General features: G+C 40.8%; 11 protein-coding genes and 1 pseudogene. All 12 read right to left on the bottom strand.

What is annotated here, in order from left to right; genetic code table 11:
* Positions 1-19: 19 nt before the first annotated feature.
* Complete coding sequence (locus tag K1F36_RS17850; protein ID WP_220114991.1) at positions 20-2,374, bottom strand: GH92 family glycosyl hydrolase; 2,355 nt, start codon at positions 2,372-2,374, stop codon at positions 20-22.
* Entirely contained in the window at positions 2,375-3,526 is a 1,152-nt protein-coding gene (locus K1F36_RS17845; protein ID WP_220114990.1) for an MFS transporter, read from the bottom strand.
* The gene (locus K1F36_RS17840; RefSeq protein ID WP_220114989.1) at positions 3,526-4,437 is read right to left on the bottom strand and encodes an ROK family protein; all 912 of its coding nucleotides are present in this window, start codon (positions 4,435-4,437) and stop codon (positions 3,526-3,528) included. The genes K1F36_RS17845 and K1F36_RS17840 overlap by 1 nt, the downstream gene beginning before the upstream one ends.
* Positions 4,438-4,488: 51 nt before the next feature.
* On the bottom strand, positions 4,489-5,700 hold the full coding sequence (locus K1F36_RS17835) for a glycoside hydrolase family 76 protein (protein WP_220114988.1): 1,212 nt from the start codon (positions 5,698-5,700) through the stop codon (positions 4,489-4,491).
* A gap of 9 nt (positions 5,701-5,709) precedes the next feature.
* Positions 5,710-6,945, bottom strand: coding sequence for a SusE domain-containing protein (locus K1F36_RS17830; protein ID WP_220114987.1), 1,236 nt, complete (start codon positions 6,943-6,945; stop codon positions 5,710-5,712).
* Positions 6,945-8,516: a RagB/SusD family nutrient uptake outer membrane protein gene (locus K1F36_RS17825; protein WP_220114986.1), complete on the bottom strand. Its 1,572-nt coding sequence runs from the start codon at positions 8,514-8,516 to the stop codon at positions 6,945-6,947. The genes K1F36_RS17830 and K1F36_RS17825 overlap by 1 nt, the downstream gene beginning before the upstream one ends.
* Before the next feature lie 10 nt (positions 8,517-8,526).
* Positions 8,527-11,634 (bottom strand): SusC/RagA family TonB-linked outer membrane protein, encoded by a 3,108-nt coding sequence (locus K1F36_RS17820; RefSeq protein WP_220114985.1) that lies wholly within the window; start codon positions 11,632-11,634, stop codon positions 8,527-8,529.
* An 83-nt stretch (positions 11,635-11,717) separates the two neighbouring features.
* Entirely contained in the window at positions 11,718-13,520 is a 1,803-nt protein-coding gene (locus K1F36_RS17815; protein ID WP_258539136.1) for a class I mannose-6-phosphate isomerase, read from the bottom strand.
* A 144-nt stretch (positions 13,521-13,664) separates the two neighbouring features.
* Positions 13,665-14,393 (bottom strand): GntR family transcriptional regulator, encoded by a 729-nt coding sequence (locus K1F36_RS17810; protein ID WP_207032202.1) that lies wholly within the window; start codon positions 14,391-14,393, stop codon positions 13,665-13,667.
* A 118-nt stretch (positions 14,394-14,511) separates the two neighbouring features.
* Positions 14,512-15,888 carry a PA14 domain-containing protein gene (locus K1F36_RS20260; protein ID WP_258539135.1) on the bottom strand — a complete coding sequence of 459 codons (1,377 nt, stop codon included), beginning with the start codon at positions 15,886-15,888 and terminating at the stop codon, positions 14,512-14,514.
* Between the two features lie 173 nt (positions 15,889-16,061).
* Positions 16,062-16,784: pseudogene (locus K1F36_RS20255) on the bottom strand (glycosyl hydrolase 2 galactose-binding domain-containing protein); the annotation flags it as partial.
* Between the two features lie 254 nt (positions 16,785-17,038).
* Positions 17,039-19,225: a GH92 family glycosyl hydrolase gene (locus tag K1F36_RS17795; protein WP_220114983.1), complete on the bottom strand. Its 2,187-nt coding sequence runs from the start codon at positions 19,223-19,225 to the stop codon at positions 17,039-17,041.
* Between the last annotated feature and the right edge of the window lie 590 nt (positions 19,226-19,815).

The raw sequence follows: 19,815 nt of genomic DNA, 5'->3' as shown, positions 1-19,815 counted from the left end.
AAATTAATTGAACTAAATTTTAATTGAACCATTCCTTATTGGGCTCAGGTCCTAATTGATACTCCAATTTCGCCCCGTTTTTTAACACATCGAGCGGTATCTGATTGGTACGGCTCTCCGCACCATTCACTTTAAGGGATTGTATGTATTGATTTTCAGGAAGGTTGTCCTTCGATTCAATTATTATGGTACTTCCCCAACCTGATTTGATTTCTATTTTATCAAAGATTGGGCTTGTCAATTGAAAGACTGGGTCTATATCCACCAATCCTTTTACATCAAACAGGCCAATGGCAGCCATATTATACCAGGCTCCCAACTGTCCCTGGTCCTCGTCCTGACCGTAACCATAACCATGAATAGGTTCGGTGCCATAAAAGCCATCGCAAATCTCACGTACCCATTTTTGGGTAAGCCATGGTTTGTCCGTAAAATTGAAGAGGTAAGCAATATGAAGATTGGGCTGGTTCCCTTGGTTGTACAAATAGTTCAATCCAGCAAAAGCATCGATTTGTTCACCTCCAAACTTCGTTTTTTCAGATACCGTAAAAATGGAATCCAATCGTTTTACAAACTTTTCCTCTCCCATCTTCTCCACAAGTTCCTTGGGTTGATGTGGCACATAAAAGGTGTATTGCCAAGCATTGCCTTCTTGGTAACCAATCCAAGGGGCAAAGGGATCAAAGTCATCTAGAAAATTACCTGAGCTATCCTTTGGTCTTATAAAATCGGTTCGTTCATCGTAAAGATTTTTCCAATTCTCGGAAAGTTCCATCAATTCCTCATACTCCTTTTGTTTCCCCAAGGCTTTGGCAAACTGGGCCACGGCATAGGAACTGAAACAATATTCGAGGGTATGTGATACAGAAAAGCCAGAACCTTCGGGTGTGGTTTCCATTCCCGGGATATAATTGATATACCCATTTTCCACAAAACCTTTTAAATCGGTTTTACCGGCTCCTTCTATCCTATTTTTATAACGGACCTCGTTTTCATAGGCGGCCTTAAACGCCAGTTCCACATCGTAATCCCGAATACCTGCCTGATAAGCGGATGCTATCATCAAACTCACAAAGTTGGTACCAACACCGGATACAAAACGGGAATTTGCTAGTCCATCTCCCATCCAACCGGAGTTTTTATACACAGCAAGATGTGTCTGTACCAAATCGTTATAGTATCCAGGCCATGCAAGTGTCCATAATTGGGTTAGGTTCCAAAAGGCTCCCCATATAGCGTCGGTATTGTAAAAATTGAATTCCGGATTTCCGTTTGCATCCAATGGAATCTGACCTATACTTCCATCATTTTCTGGAAACTGTCCGTTTACATCGTTTGCCAATCCCCTACCTAATAAGGCATGGAACAAACCAGTGTAAAATTTGGTCTTGTTTACCGTCGAAGTATCGGTGACCATAATTTTTGAGAGTTCGTCCTCCCAAGTTTTTGTTGCAGTTGAAAGAGCTTCATCAAATGTCAAATTCTCTGCTTCTGCATTGAGGTTTGCCAATGCATTCTCTGCTGAAGTATAGGAAAACCCTGCTTTGATTTCAATAGCTTCATTCTCTTCCGTTTTAAATCGAAGATAGATTCCAGCACCTTCTCCTTTTTGATGAAGCACATCCTTGAATTGTTTATCGTTAATGAATGTTCCTGCCTCTTCTGCTTTTTTGTTTATCTCGCCTGCCACAAACATCTTTACCTCAGCACCTTGCTGATATTTTTGAACATATTTGGGGTATGTAATTACCCATCCCGTGAATGTACGGTCTTCGGGATTATACGTAACTTCGGCATCTTTTACATCGCCACTTTCCCCTAACTCGTTACCTATGTCCAAAATAACATAGGCACTGTCAGATTTTGGGAACGTGTATTTATGGAACCCCACGCGTTTTGTAGCCGTAAGTTCGGCCGTTACATCGTAATCTTTAAGTTTTACCTTATAATAACCGGGGCGGGCAATTTCATCTTTTCTATCAAAACTGGAACGATAGCCTGTTTCGGGGTTTTCCATATCCCCCGGAGTTGTTTTTAGATCTCCTGTCATGGCGGTGAACAAAAAACCACCAATTTGAAATTCATGCAGGTTGGCAAATCCCTCGATGGTATTATCCCTTGAATCATAGCCAGTAGCTTCCCAACCCTGCTCATTTCCCAAGCTTCCATTAGTTGAAGGTCCCAGTTTCGCCATACCAAAGGGCATGGAAGCAGGTGTATAGAAAAACCATCGACTATGGGCGGTACCTATATTAGGGTCCACATAACCAAGAAGTGAATTCTCCGCAGTATCTTTCTTTACTTCATCTGCTTTTTTTGAAGTTTCGCAAGACACGAACAAAACGGTACAGGCAATCAAAAATCTATAAATCATTTAACCTCTTTTTTTAATAATATAATATGTAACAAAAACATATAGTGCAGACAATACGAGCACTACAAAACTCAATTGAACACCAAAGGATTTATTGATCAATCCCATGATCGGTGGTATAACCGCTCCTCCCACAACTGCCATGATCATCAATCCGGAGATTTCGTTGGCACGTTCGGGAAACCTGTTTACCGTAAGTGAAAAAATCAATGGAAAAAGGTTCCCTGAGGTCAGACCAATCAGAAAAATAACTACTTGAGCCATCAGGCTTGATGTTGAAAAGACTAGGACTACAAGTAGCAGAATGGTCAGTAAGGACGACCAGTACAAAAACTTAAGATTATCAATTTTAGACAATAGGAGTGCGCCTAAAAACCGGGTTATCATCAATGCCGTAAAATAGATGCTTATCCCTATGGATGCCTGTTCCAAGCTTATCCCAAACTGGGACGTAAGAAGATTTTGAATGTTGGTGTTCATGCCTACATCAAGCCCTACAATCAAGAAAATAGCGAGTACCATGGCGGCAATAAATGGATTCTTCAATAATTTGAGTGCCGAACCAAAGGTGGCCCTTTCATCGGAAAATGATTCTTCAACAGGGGTCAGCATCAACCAAAGCCCTGCAATTGAAGAAGCAATGCCGTATACTAAAAACACAAGTTTCCAATCGCCATACTGAGATACGGCAAAGGTCACTATCAAAGGGCCAACAAGTGAACTAATGGCCTTTATGAATTGGGACAGGCTCATGAAGCTGGAAAAACGGTCCTTGGCCACTACATCCTGCAGCAATGGGTTTGAAGAAACTTGAATAATGGTGTTTCCTATTCCCAGTAATACAAAGCAGACCAATAGTATTGCATATGAATAATATACAAATGGCAAAAACATGCCCACTGTGGTAAAAAGTATACCAAAGAGCAATACTTTGCGCTTGCCTAAATTATGTTGTAACACACCTACAGGTATGGATAGGAAAAAAAACCATACGAATACCATAGAGGGAATCAACTGTGCCATTTCCGGTGAAAGATTAAAATCACGTCGTGCAAAACCAGTGGACACCCCAACAATGTCCACAAACCCCATAACGATGTAGCACAAGAGTACAGGAAACACTACCTTAAAATTCATCTTTTTTGTATCCATTACATCAATTTTAAGGTTTCGGATATCCCAGCATAATAATGTTCATCCAACAAAAGGGCACTTCCCATAATCGCTGCTTCCTCTCCAAATTCTGACACATAAATCTCATCAACCCCTTTCAATGCATCTTTTAATGCAGGGCCAAAGAATTCAAAGGCTTTGGAAATGTTACCTCCAAAGACCAAAACATCGGCTTCAAATTCCTCAATATAAGGGTTGATAAAATCGGCCAGTCGGATTCCAAAATCGTTAAATACTTTACGGGCATTGGGGTCTACATCAACCAATTCGCAAAGTTCCTTTACATTTTTTAGTCTCCTACCCGTTTCTTCTTCAAAAGCATTGATAATTCCCCTTGTGGAGAAAAGATCGTCTGCGAACACGTTTTGATAATATTGATTGTAAAGAAAACCTCCTTCGGGAACTTGTTTATCCTTTATGATGGGCTTGCCGTTCAACAAAAAACTAGATCCCAACCCCGTGCCCAATGTTATCGCAATTGCTTTTTTATATTTTGATGCTTTACCTATCAATGCCTCGGCAACGGAGAATGCGGTCGCATCGTTTATAAATCGTATCTGGGAGGGCAGTACCTTAAGCCTATCGGCCAATTCCAAACGGAGATTGACATCGTACAAGGATTGAAGTTTTTCAACATCGGTGATTTTGCTAATTCCATTATAATAATCAAACGGACCGGGCATGGCCACTCCTATGCCACTTATTGGTTTGCCCAGACCTTGAATGGTGGTCTCCAATGCATCTACCCATCCGGTCAATATTTCTTCTTTTGTGCCTTGGGAGTTTATCTTCTTATAAGAAAACGTTTCCCTACATAGGGTTTTGTTCTCATGGCTATACGCACAAGATGAAATATGACTTCCTCCTATATCAACTCCTATACTGAACATCTATTCCTTTATTCAATTATTGGAAAAACAGTTTTTCCGATCAACATCCATTTATGATTCATTTTCATATAAGGCCACCACGCCGTAAGCTTCTATCAAAGCTGCTTGATGAAGTAGCCAATAGTAACGGCCTTCGCTATTACCTGACCAGTCTTCAAAAAACTGTTCTTCGGCATTTCTTGCATTATCCCAAGCATAATCCATGTTTTTAATGAAAACGTCTATGTATTCATCCGTCTTGGAATCGTATGCGGATAATTGTACAAAAGCGGACAATAGCTCTACATTGAACCAAGAATCGTGGGTTTGATAAAATATTTGCCCATTGATGACGCTTGTAAACTTGGAATAGGCAGACCGTGCCGTGGAAATGGCTTCGATCAAGTATTCCTGATCATCGGATATTTCATAGAGGTTTACCCCTGCCATGATCATCAAGGCTGCATTGTAAGTCCACTTTGTAGTATTTATTTGCTCTGTTCCTATATTGATATCGTTCCAATATAGATTATCGCTGGGATCCCTTAAGGTGTTATAGTTCCACTCGTACACCCGTTCTGCAAAAGTTCTGTACTGTGACTCATTGGTCAACTGGTACATTTTGCTGGTTACATAGGCCGCATATGCACTTGTATTGGCCGCTTTCATACAATTGGGGCCATCTGTACAATTGGTGGATTCCCCCTCAAACCAGTACAATCCTCCTCCCATTCGGGAATCTTCACCGGACATGATAAATTCTGTAACGGTCTTGGCCCTGTTCAAATAAAAGGCATCCCCCGTAAGCTCGTAAGCTTTGATGAGTTCCATGGCCACAATGGCACTATCATCATAATAATGATCGGTCTGCCCCTCGGTCACTGGAGCTGCTTGGTAAGTGGGTAGAACACTTCTGTCATCATAATAGGCCTCTAGGCCGGAAAACTCCTTGTCCAAAATAGACCTGTCGTACCCAAGCTCATAAAGCACATTGCCTGCCGTGAGCATTCCCACATAGGGCCATAAGTAGCTATAAGAAGGATCTCCTGATTGTGACGGGAAATTTTCTTTATATAGATTTTCTTTCTTATAAAGCGATTGGATCATATCATAAACGGCCTTGGCCTTTTCTTTATGGCTCAAGGATTCCTCTTCTTCAGGAACCGGGTTTTCAGTTTCTTCGTTTCCTTCTTCCAACTGATCCTCGATGGAGGGGTCGCTGCTACAACTGACCCCCCATAAAAACAACAGGGAACAAAAAAATGTGATTTTTGAACTTATCATATTCTGTAATTATTCTTGTATTAATTCTTGGTAATAATTTTCAGCCTTGGGATCAAACACTACCCTGACGGTAAAGTTTGCACCGTTCAAGGCATCTGGAAATTTCCAGGCTCCTTGCCAATAGGCTGCCTCTGGTCCCAAGAAATACACATTATTGTAATATTCCGGTTCGCCTCCGTTGGGTCGTCCATTGTATCCTTCAAGCCCAGGAACCAAAGAGCCGTTCATTGCTTCGTTGTGCATACTTCCCAGATAGGAAACCTGTCCATCTCCCAGTTGAAATTGATATCTGTATCGTTCTTCCTCCCAACCTAACCAATCCGGTGCATCGGGGGATTCAGGCGTCAAGAATTCAAAATAGGCATTGGTAGCTTCAAAAGTATGATTTCCTATGTATTGAAGGTCTGCCTTAACCGCTTGATTGGCCAAAATATATAATTGAATGTTAGAAATTTCGACAAAGGAAATAGTGGCTTTGGCCAAATCCATGCGTACCCTGTACACACCCTCTTCCATATCAAAAGTAGTAGGATCATCCCCTGATCTTATCTTTCCTTCCGAATTGATATAATAATGGGTCAGGTCTTCAGCAGAAGCATTGTTTCCATTGACGATATAAAATTCGCCTGGAGAAAGTCGGGTTACCGATTCAAAAACGCCAGGTTGAAAATTATCATTGGGCAATTGATTGGAAATCTGCTTGAAGGCCACTGCATTGGGAATATCGGATGCTTCGGTAGCAGAACCGTATACGTACATATATTCCGGAAATATCGCCAGTCCTTCAGGTCTCATCAAACTTAACGTAGCAGGCTCCGCGAAATTTTCCCTGAAATAGCTGCTCGAAGCTTCGACCGTCCATGCCACATCACCTGTTTCCAATTGTTGGATACCTGCTTCGGCCGCAATGATGTTCAACCGCGAGTTACTCATGGTAAAGGTAGTGGCGCCACCACCATTATCGGATGGCGATGTATATAATGGGTCGCTAAAATCCTCACCAGGTCTATCGAACTTTATGGTGTATAATATGGTACCACCATCATTGGCCTGTGCCGGTGTCCAAGAAAAAATGATATTTTCACCATTCTCAAGGTCTATCTCAATAGTCTCGCTATTGCTTGGGCTTTCCAAGGAACCCGTTAGTGCAATTTCAGGGTCTAAAGTGTAATCGTCATTATCACATGAAATCAATGTCATGGATAAAACCATCAATGTCAAAAGTGACTTTAGTATTGTTTTCATTACCAATTAGGGTTTTGGGTTAGATTGTCATTTATATCTCTCTCACTAAGAGGAATGGGCCATAAATAATGTTTTGCGGGATCAAAGCTTCTCTCATCCACTCTAATGTATCCATCGTCCACAATGCTGTCGTCCGTTTTAATACCTTGGGCCCAACCGTTGAGCACCTCTTCGGCAATTTCCCATCTTCTGATATCAAAAAATCGATGTCCGGCTTCAAATGCCAGTTCTATTCTTCTTTCGTTCCTTACGATTTCCCTTAACAGGTTTTGGTCACTCCCTGGAAACACAAGTGCATCCCCTTGAAGTCCGGCCCTCGCTCTTATGGCCCCAATGGTAGCATCCCAATCGGCCTGACTGAATGTTCCCAACTCTATTTTTGCTTCAGCTAAATTCAATAGTACTTCGGCATACCGAATCAAAATTAGGTTAAGACCTGAATTTACTTGGTTCCGGGCCATTGGGTCGTAGAACTTGTGCACATAATATCCGGTGGGCGTACTATTAGATGAATAGTTCAGTCCATCTGGTTCATCACCCGGGGAAGTTCCTATTACTATATCATTGCCTTCAAAATCTTTCATAGTGTATTCATCATGGATAATTGTCGCGGACAATCTTGGATCACGATTTTGATATGGATTGTTCTCATCATAATTTGCTTCTGGCTCATCAATACCGTATCCATTGATGGTTGGATAAGCATCCACCAGTTCTTGCAAAGGAGAAAAATTGGCATAACCGCCCAAACTCGGCGGTATCAATGAATATTGATTGTTGTGTTCCCTAAATGTAGGGATGTACTGAAGGCTAAATAAAATTTCGTTGGCTGATTCATTTTCCGTTTTAAAAAGGTCAGCATAGCTGGGAAATAACGAATAATCACCCAACAGCCCTTCGGCCAATGTTGCCGCCATTTCATACTCTCCATTGTACAGGTGAACCCTGGATTTGAATGCTATTGCCGCATCTTTGGTTATTCTACCACTTTGATCGGCAGGATAGTTGCTTGGAAGACCGTTAATGGCAGTAGTAAGTTCATCATAAATGAAAGTCAAAATGGTTCCGCTATCGTCCCGTTCAAGGGTAAGCGACTCTTCTATACTAATTTCATCCGTAATAAGAGGGACATCGCCATACAGCTCTATTAGGTTGAAGTAGTGCCAAGCTCTAATAAATCTCGCTTGAGCGGTAAGAGCTGTTCGTTGGTCTTCGGTAATTTCCTCAACCTCATTAATGTTGTTGAGAAATATATTGGTTCTACGTATGGCTTCATATCTCCCGGACCACACACCTGCCACTACGCCATTTGCGGTGCCGTAACTTCCGCTGGCAATATTACGATACTCTTCCATGGCCTTGGTATAGGCGTCGTCCGAAAGAGCGTTGAAGTATAGGTAGTCTTGTGCTGACATCAAATCAGCATAAATCGAGTTCAGGAATATTTGCGCATCCTCCTCGGTATCCCAATAATTCAATTCGCTCTGCGAATCCATTGGGGATAGATCCAAATCTGAAGAACATGCGGAAAATATCCATATGACACTTAGAAATAAAAATATTTTTTTCATGATGTTTTTTTTAGAAATTAATGTCAAGTCCCAAAGAGAAGATTCTGGACACTGGGTATACCCTTCCACTTGCCCCTGTATTCTCTGGGTCTACGCCAATAGCGTTCAACGGACTGAATGTGGCTATGTTCAAGCCGGTGAGATACAATCTGATTTTGCTCAGTCCCATTTTCTCAACCGCTAGATCAGGTATGGTATACCCCAATTGAATGTTCTTGATTCGAAGATAGTGGGCATCAAAAATGTAGAAATCAGATTTTGCTGCATTGTTAACCGATTCTGCACCGACTGTAAGCCTTGGATATGAAGCATCCATGTTTTGTGGGGTCCAACGATCAAGATGGCGATTGAACACAGGTCCTTCGTTACTGTTATGGAACGCCTCGATTACCTCTCCCCGCAACCATTGTTTTCGCTGTCCCACACCTTGAACGAAGATTGAAAAGTCAAACCCGTTCCAATTCGCGGCATAAGTTGCACCGTAGGTATATCGAGGAAATTCGTTGCCAAGGATAAAACGGTCGTTGTCATAATCGATTTGTCCATCTCCATTGCGGTCAACATATTTAATATCCCCGGGATCTACATCATTTACAAAAATCGGAGTAGCGCTATTGGCGATTTCTTCATCTGTGTTAAAAAAACCATCGCTCTTCAACGCGTAGTAGGAATTGATGGAATATCCTTCCCGTAAAATGGTATTGACATCAAAACCATTTATAAACTCGCGACCTCGGAGATCTTCGACCTCATTCTTGTTATCAGCAACATTAATATTTAATGAATGGTCAACTTCCCCTGTTTGGAACCTATAACCCAAACTCAACTCCCAACCTCTATTTCGTACCGATCCGGCATTTTGGAAAGGCTGTCCTAGACCATAAGTCCCTGGAACTGGCAATTGGAGCAATATATCCTCTGTGAGATTATCAAATAATTCAACGGTCACGTCAAAGCTTCTATTGAACAAGGATAGGTCTATACCCAAGTTTTTCATGGTTGATGTCTCCCATGTCCTATTACTGTTGCTTACGGAGTAATAAGATCCGGAAACAGGCACGCCACCAAAACTGTACACATTACTATTGATGTTAACCAAACTTTGATAGCCATAAAGGTCATTGATATCCTGATTACCCAGCTGCCCCCAAGAAGCTCTAACTTTTGCAAAAGAGATAAAATCAACGGATTCCATAAAAGCCTCATTGCTTATGGTCCATCCGGCGGAAATCGAGGGGAAGACACCCCAACGATTCTTTGATGAAAATCTGGACGACCCATCGTATCTAATATTACCATTGATTTGGTAACGACTATCATAGGAATATCCAATTTTACCAAAGAAGGATTGGATAGACCATTCATTTCCAGAACCATTGGCACTTTGGATATCACTGGCATTGCTGATTACCCCAAACTCATTTCCAGGAATATCGATTCCCGTAACATCAAAAAACTCACTTTTGAAACTTTCGGACGAAGCTCCCAGCATCATGTTGAAGCTATGCTTTTCATTAAAATCCTTGCTGTAACTAGCCGTCAAGAAAGGATTTAAATACAGGGACCTATTATAATTATCGGTTACTGAATTTTCATTGTTTCCCCCACCCGGGTATGCAAAGTCTATTGCTTTTCTAAATTGATGCGTTTTATTGCTGGTCAAGTTACCGCCCAAAACACCTTTTAATATTAAGTTTTCGACCGGTTCATATTCTATACTGAAATTGCCCAGAAACTCATCATTCTGATATTTGGTGGTCCCCCCTACCTCAAGTTGGGCCAAAGGGTTGCTATTACTTCCACTTACAAGCGTGTAATCACCATTTTCGTCCACAATGTCATAAATGGGAGGTATACGCATGGTGGGCTCAATGATCCACTGTTCAAAATATGCATTGTCCTTGATATCATTTCGGGCAAATGACATACGACCGCCCAGCTTCAATTTATCATTGACCTGCTTTTCCAAATTTATTCTGGCGTTATATCGTTGGTAGCCATAATCAGGACCTTTGAACATGCTTTCTTGGTCCACATAGCCGAGCGATACCAAATAGTTAAGACCATTTTCTGCACCACTCATGGACAGATTGTGGCTACTTTGCAGTGCCATATCCTTGTAAATCTCACGGTTCCAGTATACATTGGGACCATTTTCTTTGTAATCCAAGATTTGTTCCGGTGTAAACGCAGGTTGAAAACCAGAGTTTACCAAAGCTTCGTTACGTAATGTGGCGTATTCCCAGGAAGAGGCAAATTCAGGAAAATTGGTAGGTGTTTGCACCCCATAAGATCCTTGGTATTGAAATACAGGCTTTCCCGACTTCCCTTTTTTAGTGGTCACCAATATCACACCGTTGGCCGCACGGGAACCATAAATGGCGGATGAGGCAGCGTCTTTAAGAACACTTATGCTCTCAATATTGTTGGGATTCACATTATTCAGGGAACCGATTACACCATCAACCACAATCAAGGGAGTGTTTCCATTAATGGTACTTACACCCCTAATGTTTATCTGCGGCACAGAGCCCGGTCTAGATGTTGTATTTTGAATAATCAATCCTGGCGACTCCCCTTGTAACGCCTGATAGGAATTGCTCACAGGCTTTCCCTGAATGGCAGTCTCATCGATGGTACTGATGGCCCCGGTAAGATCTGCCCGTTTTTCCGTACCATACCCTACTACGACAACCTCGTCCAAATTGGAGGTATCCGATTCAAGTGTTATGGTTAATGGCGCATTGCCTTCAACAATGATTTCTTGCGGTTTATATCCAATATAAGATACAAGAAGTACATCGCCTTCATTTGCGGTAAGGGAAAACTGGCCTTCCATACCCGTACTGGTTCCGTTAGTGGTTCCCTTGACAAGGACATTGGCCCCAAATATGGGCCCCAGTTCATCGGTCACCTTACCGGTAACGTTAATTTCCTGTGCGAATCCACAATATGTGAAAAGTGCCAGCAAAATCACGGTAGCATAAGACCTTTTTATAACAAAGCCCCTCTTGCAGTCCACCATTGCTGGAGCAACTGTCAGCTCATTTGAAGGAATCCCCGAAAAGAATCTCCAAAAATGGCATCCATTCCTTAAAAAGTTAGTTATTGATTTCATACGTTTGTTTTAAGCTAATTTTTAGTTTTTTGTGTGCGTTTAGTTGTACTACTCAGTGCGTTTTCGTTTGTTTTTCATGGTATTTATTTTAGAAATGCGTTTATGACTTTGGCCCTACCTTGACCCAAATTTTTCAACTTGAAGCTTTTAGCAGCAGCTGGAACAACAAAAGTTTCGGCATAAGCAAGTGTTTCCACATGACCGTTTTCAGTTTCCAATTGAATCCGGTCCCCTTCGACCAACATCATTACCTGACATGAGTTTTCGGTGCTTCTTTCAATAATTGCATCGAATTCAAGTCTTCTGACGTCATAGAAATGATCGGGATGGGTTGGGTAATTGGTAATGGAATGATCCGAGGTCTCTTCGGCCACATAAGTTTTAGAGAAAAGCTCCTTGGGTACATTTTCTCCTTTTCTATCAAAATTCAGGTTCTTAAAGGCATGCTCAATATTGATAGGACGTGGCTTTCCATTGAGGTCCAATCGCAACCAATCGTACATTTTGAAGGTGAAAATATATGGGGTGGCACTGATTTCCAGCACCATATTACCAGAACCTGCACTGTGTACGGTTCCATTGGGAATAAGGTAAAGCTCATGCTTTTTGGAAGGGTGCTTTTGCACATAGTCGACAATGTCCAATTCAACATTCTCATCCTGACTACGTATAAGGTCTGCCTTAAATGCTTCTGGATCTATGTCGTTTTGAAATCCCAGATAAACACTGGCATCTTCCTTACAGTCCAAAATATAATAGCATTCATCCTGTGTTATGTTCTCCCCAAATTCTTCTTGAATATACGTAAGGCTGGGGTGACATTGAATGGATAGATTCCCTCCTTCATAGGTATCCAAAAAATTGAAGCGAATGGGAAACTCGGTTCCAAAGGTTGGTTCATGCTTGCCCAACACATTTTTGGATTCTTGGTCCATCAGAAAATCAAAAGAAATCTCGAGAAGGTTACCATCACTTTCAAAAAGCAGTCCATTTTCGGGAACGATCAAAGAAAATGCCCAAGCATAATTGACGACATCTTTGTTCAAACCAGATATGTGCTCCTTCATCCATTCACCTCCCCATGCTCCTGGCTCAAACCAAGGCCTTACCCTGAATACAGAAGTGGCCAGCACTTTAAGAGCTTCCTTGATATCGTTCATGTGTGACCATGTAATCGTACCGCTGAACTGCGCATCTACAATGACATCTATTTTGGAGGCCAATCTCTCTTTCTCTTGGTTCAAAACCACCCAGTCAATAAAGTAGTAATGTTTGTACATTTTAAAATCCACATTGGAAGTGGATATACCCAAATTGGTTACTGAACCAGCCCTCATTCGGTACTGCAATTCATTTTTTGGCAAATCAAAATAAACCAACGGGCAATCCCAATCCACTAAACTGGCACCGCTCCCGTAAACTATATTGATTACACTTTGATCATTGGGCTTGACAGTCTTGAGCTTTTCCTTATCAAAATAATCCAAAAGGGAAAAATCACATTTTCTCCCCCATACCGATTCCTCTTCCCCTAAAAAGGGAGCGACCATGGATGCAATTTCATTTTCATCCTTTAAACATTCCTCAATTGCGATGGCATTGACTGTAAAACCCTTGCTCTTGACGGCATCACATATTTTATGGGCCACAATCTCCCATGCCACCCCTGAAAATCCATCAAAGCAAACTGTTTTGTGTTTGATGATAAAATCTGCAAGCCCTTCATAACCTTCGAAGATTTTTCCGCTTTCCATATGATGTCGTGGATAAATATCATATTGGCCATCTTGATGCAGGCTTGAAACTTGAGTAGGGGGTAATATATATTGGTCGGTCTTACGCTTTATTCCCAATGTGCTTTTGCTTTTTTCTTCGTTCTGAATCATTAAATCAATAAATAAATTATAATGTACTTATGTACAAACATAATAATTTATTTTATTTAAATCATGCTATTTTAATAAAAAGTTGCTTTTATAATTTGGAAAGTGCTTGGTTATCGAGGATAATATTAGGAATTTAACAATTCCCTATCGACTACTTTCAACCGAATAAATAAAACTATCGGATTTATAATAGCCAAAATTGAACTCAATGGGTCGTTCCCCTTGATCAAAAACAAATCGTTTTCTGAACAACACAGGAGTTCCTATTTCAATCTCAAGTTTTTGGGACACCAACTCATTGGATGCTGTTGCACTGATTTCTTCTTTGGATAGTGACGCTATTGTTGAATGCTCTTGTTCAAGCATTTCATACAGGGGCATTTTAAAATCTTCTTCGCCTGTTAGCCCAATTCGGGGATGAAAGTAGGATACAAAATAAACAAAAGGCTCGTCTGGCTTTCCTCTTACCCGTTCCATCTTAAGAACTTTTTTATCTTCAGGAATATTAAAAAAGTCAACAACATTGGAGGGGGGTTTTACCCAACTTAAATGCAGTTCAAAATTCCTTATCGGAATCCCCCTTACTTTCATTTCCTGCGAAAAGCTCAACCAATTATTGGAACGCGAACTTACAGGTTGCGGTGCAACTCGAGTACCTGCCTTTTTCTTCCTTACCAACAGCCCCTCAAATACAAGCTTTTTGACTGCTTGCCTCACGGTAGATCTGGAGATTGCCAGTCGTTTGCTCAATTCAACTTCGCTGGGAAGTGTCTTTCCTTTTTGGTACTCCTCCTGTGCTATTAATTCACGGAGCAATTGCTCAACTTGGGCGTGCAAAGGAACTGGACTTTTGTGGTCTATTTCAAATTTCATTTGGCGTCTAAATTATAATACTGCTTTTTAATGTTTGCACATACAATCAAAAATAACACTATATCAGCGTTTTTCATTTATATGCATCAACATTTAAAAGAAACCTGGGAATACTCTATTAGTTATGTACATAGTTGTCCTTTGACAAATTCCTGCCATCCGGTCCTATGATTTTTACATCTAATCCCAATCCACCCTTAGCTTGGAAATAATGGAGCGAAAGTTTATGATATCCTTTTTGAAGCGGTAGATCTATCGTTTTGGTATCCATGGCGTGGTGCCCATCATGTTCAATGACCTTCTTATCATTGATCCATAGCATGGAACCATCGTCCGATGTCAAATGAAAGGTATAAATACCATCCTCCATAAGGCGAACGTACCCATCGAAAGTCAAGCCAAAATCGCTCTCCCTAGTTGCTTTGTCCAAATCAATGCCGTCTGCAATACCCGACTTCAATGATTCGAGTTGACTAAAATCTGGTAGATAATCCCATTGCCCTTGGTAATAGGAATATTTCAAACCGTTCTGAAAATCTTCACCCAATTGAAACTGTGGGGGATTCAAGGAGTCTACTTTTTCAAACTGCTTCTGCGTTACTTTACTCTTTTCATCACCATCTATAGACCTTGCCTTCAGCAATGATGTTGCTTTGACCCATATGGGTTTGGTATATTTATTTGAACTCTCTGTTGGATCTGAACCGTCTAGCGTGTAGTATATGGTCTCTCCTTTTCGATTTGCCAATGCGACTTTCTCATTCTCCAAAAACATAGAGTGATCGGAAGAAATGACTACCGGGGAAACCATATTATCGTTATGAACATTATAAAGGAATTCCACAGGCAATTTTATGATTTCGCGATCATAGGTTACCAGACCATTTACTTCCCCTTCCACATCGGATAGCTGCGTGTACACCACTGCGCTTGCCGCATTGCCCTGTTTCATTTGCCATACATTGTCCCACAGCTCTGCGTAAGAGTTTTTAAATTCCAAGGTATCCGTCATTTCACGGTAACCCCAATTGTTCTCCTGCCATAGATGTTCTGGAACCGCCAATCCAAGGCCTCCAAATTCCCCCAATACGGTCGCCCGCTTTTCTTCCACCGGATAAATATCGGGGCCGGGATAGCTGTGCATGTCTATAATATCCCCAACGTTATAATCTGTCCAACCGCTGGCATTGCTCACCAATCTTGTTTCATCCATATCTTCTACCCAATGGGTAAGCCTTTCTGTGTCGTATTGTCCCCACCCTTCATTAAAAATGACCCACATGACGATACTCGGGTAGTTATAAAGGTCATCCACCATGGCTTTGAGTTCACTTTCAAACTGCTGTTTGTCTTTCGGGGTGAGCCTTTCTTCAAAATCTTCGTGTGGGTAAACTTGCGGCATATCTTGCCAAACCAGCATTCCCAATTTATCGCATAGGTAATACCAACGTTGGCTTTCGGTTTTTGCATGTTTGCGCAACAAGTTAAAGCCCATCTTTTTAAAGGTTTCAATATCCCATATATAAGCTTCTTCTGTAGGGGGGTCATCAAACCATCCGGCCAGTACCCTTGATCCAGAACACCGACCTGAAAATAAGGTTCGTTGTTCAATAGTATCTTGGTATCATTGTTTTTATCTTTTCCCAAACTGATTTTACGCATGGCCACGTAACTGGAAAACTCATCGGTTATGGAACCATTATTGACCAATTGTACTTCCAAATCATACAGAAAAGGCTGCTCTGGGCTCCATAATTTTGGCTCTGGAACTTCGAGTATAATATGATCTCCTGGGGAGCCTTCTGTTTCGGCAACCAAATGATCTCCATCTTTTAGGACCAACTTGATGGTTCCATTTCCTTCTGTGGCTTCAGCAAAAAAATCAATTTGACCTTTATCGATATCCGATTCCACTTTGAAGGACTGGATGTGGTTGGTTGAAACTGGTTCGACCCATACCGTTTGCCAAATACCGGTCGTGGAAGTATAAAAAATTCCTTCAGGTTTTTTGACCTGTTTTCCCACGGGCTGTAAACCATCATTGGAAGCATCATGAACTCTGACCATCAATTCCTGCTCACCTTTAGTTAGATACTTGGTAATGTTAAATGAAAAGTGATCGAAGGCGCCCTTATGCTCTCCCACTTTTTGTGTGTTGACATAAATGGTTGCGTCATAATCGACGCCCTCAAAATTCAATATGACTTGATCATCCCAATCCTCCGGTACCGTAAATGTTTTGCGATAGAGAAGGTCATCCGTTTTTTCTTGGACTGCGGAGAGATAGGATTCCACCGCGAATGGCACTAAAATAGTATCTGAAAGAACAGTGCCAAAAGAAATATCTTGCTTTGGAGAAGTATCAACTTGCCAATACCCGTTTAGATTCATCCATTCCTTACGTTGTTGAATAGGTCGGGGATACTCGGGCAAAACATGGTTTGGGTCTACCTGATCGGTCCATCTGGTTTTTAAAATGGCTTCGGAACCCATGTTCGACCCATCTTTTTTTTCCTCCATTTTACAGCTAGTCAACAAAAGAAGGAATAACAGTCCTGTTTGTAAAAGGTATGATTTCATAATCTATTAAATGAGTTTCGGTTGTTCTATCTAAGGTATTTGTTTTATGACAATGAGCATTGCTATTAATTCTTTGTTCGAATTAAAACCTCTCCTCCCCTTTCAAATATGGAGTGATCAATAAAGTAGGCATCTATTTTTGTTCCATCGACATGTATGCCTTTGATTTCTCTCGTGTCCCCTTCCCTAATGAGCTTCAAAGTCTTATCATCCTTCAAGTGCCAGGTTACCGTGTCAAAAATGGGAACAGTAACCAAGTATTCAGGGTCCGTAGGGGAAAACGGATATAGACCCAATGCATTGAATACGTACCAGGAAGACATTTCCCCCGCATCATCCATACCGGAAAGTGCCAGTCCTTCTTTACCAATTCCATAATAATCGGACAATAACTTATCGATGAATGCTTGTGATTTCTCTGGCTTATCAATAAAATAATAGGAGAACGGAGCTTCGTGCCCTGGTTGGTTTCCTTGGCTATATTGCCCCATAAACCCAGAAACATTTCGTGCAATATGGTTGGGGTTCCATTTATAGGAAAAAAGCGAGTCCAGTTTTTCCTCAAACTTTTCACTGCTTCCATATTGGTCGATAAGGCCATGCATATCGTGGGGTACAAAAAAAGAAACCTGCCAGGCATTTGCCTCTCTGTACATATACTCGTAATAAGGGTATTCTGGATTGAAGGGAGTGATCCAATCACCATTTGCCAATCTACCGCGCATAAAATTGGTTTTCTGGTCGAATACGTTCTTATAGTTGTTAGATCTTTCAAATAAATCATTTTGGTGTTCCGAATCACCCATTTCCTTTGCCAATAACGAAAGGGAATAATCATCATAGGCAAATTCCAAGGTTTTGGACACCCCAGCCTTTCCTTTGGATTCGGTGTTGGGCTCCTCTATTTTGGGGTCTGAAATATACCCGAGTTCCATATACTCTTTTATATACGGACGAGTTCCTCCTTCTTTATAAGCATTGTTAAGTAGAAGCTCATATGCTTTTTCCACATCAAAATCTTTTATGCCACGCAAATAAGACCCTGTTATAAAAGATGCTGCATGATCTCCGTGGAAAAATGTAGGGATAAATCCGGTAACCTTACCCCTGTCGATAAGGGATTCGATAACATCTGATGTTACTTCTGGCCTTAAAATCTCCATCAACACTACTTTATTTCTATAAGTATCCCATAATGAAGGTATGGTGTAATACTGAAAATCCTTATTCTGAATATTACCCGAAGCATCCACAAAGTCTCCATTGCTGTCACTTCTTAATGCTGGCCATAAAAAAGATTTATAAAGGGAGGTGTAGAAGATTTCCTTTTCCTTTTCGGATCCGCCGGTAACCTCAATTTGATTTAGGAAATCCGACCATATTTTTTTCCCCTCACCAAACACTTCATCAAAAGATTTAGACCCAACCTCTTTATCCAAATTCAGCTTTGCATTATCAACGTTCACATAGGACAATCCCATCTTCATGGTAACTTTTTCTTTACTATTGTCCTTTAAATGTACAATCGCATATCCTTTGGGTTTTCCAAGGTTGGTCGATGCAATGCTATCAATAGCACCATCGATTCGGGCAAAAAAATGAATTTTATCTCTTCCCACCTTCTGAAAACCACTGATTTCGTTGGATGATACTTTGGAAATCTCCCAATCGGAAACATGGTTGTTGGCAGTTCCCAAATCAAACAATATTCTTTTTCCATCGGCCTTCCCATATTGATATTCATGTATGGCGGCCCTAAGTGTTGAAGTCAATCTTACATTGATATCATAATTCTGTAAATGAACCTGATAGAAATCGGGGGAAGCCGATTCATTATCATGTGAAAAAGTCCCTTTGTAGGGTGCTTTTGCCCGGGAAGAAATAGGCAGAACTGGTAGATTGCATAAATTCCAGTGTCCCTTGTTGGTATGGGCAAATCCCAAAATTTCAGTATCCTCATACTCGTAACCTGCTCCTGTACCATATTCCGTGATTGGACTTAGCTGTACCATAGCGTTTGGCAATGATGACCCTGGGTAAGTCAAACCTGCCCAAACCCTCCAATCCTTTGGAGGAGTATATCCTATAATTTCCTCATCCAACAGAGGAGCTGTTCCTATAAATGTATTAACATATTCGTAAGGTGTTTTATCAAGATCTGCAGGTTCACCATCTGACTTGGTCTTATCCGTTTTACACGAACTTAATATCACGGATATACATAGAAACAGTATAGGTTGTTTAATTTTCATGGCATTGGTTAAAAAGAGATGAAACACCCGCTTGTTGAATGATCAGCAATTATTTCATCTAAATAAATATGGAGGATATTTTTCGTTATTATGTACGAACATAATAATTAATTTTGATACTTCAACTTTTCTGCTCAAAAAATAGCTGGATTGCATTAGTGTAACTTACTTGTAGAATACCACCTATTATCCACTAAGACCTTGTTGTAAGTACTCTGGTTAAACCCTTGCTTTTCTATACTGATACGTACATGGATAAGAACAAGGCCGTTGTTTTTTTATAGTTTTTTAGTGGAAACCAGTACTGAATATGTTGGAGTATTTTATCTGCCCAACTACCCATAAAAACAGTAATGATTTAAAGCTATTTGTTTTCAACTTTAAAAACTTAATTACTGATCCTCAAAGGCAATCTATAATTCAACGCTTTGTAACACTTTCTATAAAAATGTAACCAACAAATACTATATCTAAATTTTTTGTAGCTTAATTATCCTTAAAACTTAGGGATGTATGTTCATGTTAACGGGACGAGAATAATATTGATACCTTATTTGATGACCTGTAACCCTCCCTTTTTTCAGGACAAT

The organism is Flagellimonas abyssi (genome assembly GCF_019457905.1).
Taxonomy (GTDB): Bacteria; Bacteroidota; Bacteroidia; order Flavobacteriales; family Flavobacteriaceae; genus Flagellimonas; species Flagellimonas abyssi.
This window is presented reverse-complemented; position numbering and strand designations above follow the sequence as displayed.

Coding starts and splice junctions, on each gene's coding strand:
- K1F36_RS17810 (WP_207032202.1), bottom strand. CDS start 14,393: ATGAAATTTGAAATAGACCACAAAAGTCCAGTTCCTTTGCACGCCCAA.
- K1F36_RS17845 (WP_220114990.1), bottom strand. CDS start 3,526: ATGGATACAAAAAAGATGAATTTTAAGGTAGTGTTTCCTGTACTCTTG.
- K1F36_RS17840 (WP_220114989.1), bottom strand. CDS start 4,437: ATGTTCAGTATAGGAGTTGATATAGGAGGAAGTCATATTTCATCTTGT.
- K1F36_RS17825 (WP_220114986.1), bottom strand. CDS start 8,516: ATGAAAAAAATATTTTTATTTCTAAGTGTCATATGGATATTTTCCGCA.
- K1F36_RS17850 (WP_220114991.1), bottom strand. CDS start 2,374: ATGATTTATAGATTTTTGATTGCCTGTACCGTTTTGTTCGTGTCTTGC.
- K1F36_RS17795 (WP_220114983.1), bottom strand. CDS start 19,225: ATGAAAATTAAACAACCTATACTGTTTCTATGTATATCCGTGATATTA.
- K1F36_RS17820 (WP_220114985.1), bottom strand. CDS start 11,634: ATGAAATCAATAACTAACTTTTTAAGGAATGGATGCCATTTTTGGAGA.
- K1F36_RS20260 (WP_258539135.1), bottom strand. CDS start 15,888: ATGGGCTTTAACTTGTTGCGCAAACATGCAAAAACCGAAAGCCAACGT.
- K1F36_RS17830 (WP_220114987.1), bottom strand. CDS start 6,945: ATGAAAACAATACTAAAGTCACTTTTGACATTGATGGTTTTATCCATG.
- K1F36_RS17835 (WP_220114988.1), bottom strand. CDS start 5,700: ATGATAAGTTCAAAAATCACATTTTTTTGTTCCCTGTTGTTTTTATGG.
- K1F36_RS17815 (WP_258539136.1), bottom strand. CDS start 13,520: ATGATTCAGAACGAAGAAAAAAGCAAAAGCACATTGGGAATAAAGCGT.